Annotated in this window: 2 protein-coding genes; both read right to left on the bottom strand. The window is 67.0% G+C overall.

Annotation, left to right across the window (positions count from 1 at the left end; translation table 11 throughout):
• Nucleotides 1-856: PilW family protein (locus ACSFA3_RS24985; RefSeq protein ID WP_435508041.1), on the bottom strand; the 856-nt coding region annotated here is incomplete at its 3' end.
• Nucleotides 853-1,134 (bottom strand): fimbrial assembly protein (locus ACSFA3_RS24980; protein WP_435508040.1); only part of this gene is annotated, 282 nt, incomplete at its 5' end. The genes ACSFA3_RS24980 and ACSFA3_RS24985, both read right to left, overlap by 4 nt.

Here is a 1,134-nt window from a genome sequence, read left to right as displayed (position 1 = left end):
CGTCGCCGTCGCTGTCCAGGCCATAGATGGCATGCAGTTCGGCCACTTCGTCGGCAAGCGCTTGCGTGACATTGCCGGCGCCCTGCAGCAGGTCATAGCCGACCAGCGTGTGGTTGTCGCCCACGCCGAAAAGCTGGAACTGGACATTGCTGTTCACAGGATTGCCCAGCGGTGTGACGTAGGTCGAGGTGCTTGCAGCCAGTGTCTCCAGCGAGGTGGACTTGCCGGCTGTGTAGTACTTGCCGCCCAGGGTCAACACCTTGGCCGTGGTGCCGGTGACCTGTTCGAGCAAGCAGTCCGTCGTGTTCAGCTGACTGACCAGCACGAGGTCGCCTGCGGACACACCGACCGTGTTGTCCATTGCGAGCGTCGTGGCGCTGCCAGGGTCCGTCAGGCCACGGGGTATGCCACCCGCCACGGCATCGCCGCCCATGACGACCAGCACGTCGGAGCCGGTGTCGGACTGGCTCTTGCCGATAAGCACGGGCGCCACGCGCAGGTCGGACGTGGCGCCGGGCAGAAAGGCCTTCTTGAAGGGCGTGGGAAACTCGGCAGCGGCCGGCAGCAGGGAGGCCGCGTTGAGCCTGCAGCCGAACACGCCCCGGTCGGGCGGCTGGCTGGACTGGGCCAGGCTAGAGCCGGCGCTGCGTAGCGCGCGGTCGAGCACATAGGCCGCATACGCGCCGGCCTGCTCCATGTCGTTGGTCGAGGTGGTGACGCGCTTGTGCGTCTCGCCCACCACCACGATGCTGGTCACGGCCAGCGTCACGACCAGTCCGATGACCATGGCCACGAGCAATTCGATCAGCGAGAGGCCGCGCTGCCGCGGCAGCGCCGATGAGAAAGCGGGCCTCATGGCAGCGTCACCCGCGTGGTGAACGTGCTGCTCTGCTCGGTGCTTGCGCTTGAGCGGGAAGGCGCCTTCCAGGTGATCTGGATGTCGGCGCTGTTGGTGGTGCCGGTCACTGCGGCGACGGTCACGGCGCCGTTCGGCAGGCCTGCGTTGGCGGTGTCACTTACGCGTTTCTGCCAGACCGAGCTGGCGCTGGTGTCCACGACAACCGACTTGCCGAGCCACATCGCGCTGGCGATATCGTTGGCCAGCAACGCGGCGCGGTTGCGGTCCTGCGCGTC

The sequence above is a fragment of the Variovorax glucosi genome (assembly GCF_051216695.1).
In the GTDB taxonomy this organism is placed as follows: domain Bacteria; phylum Pseudomonadota; class Gammaproteobacteria; order Burkholderiales; family Burkholderiaceae_C; genus Variovorax.
The sequence above is the reverse complement of the archived record's forward strand: the minus strand, read 5'-3'. Positions and strand labels throughout refer to the sequence as shown.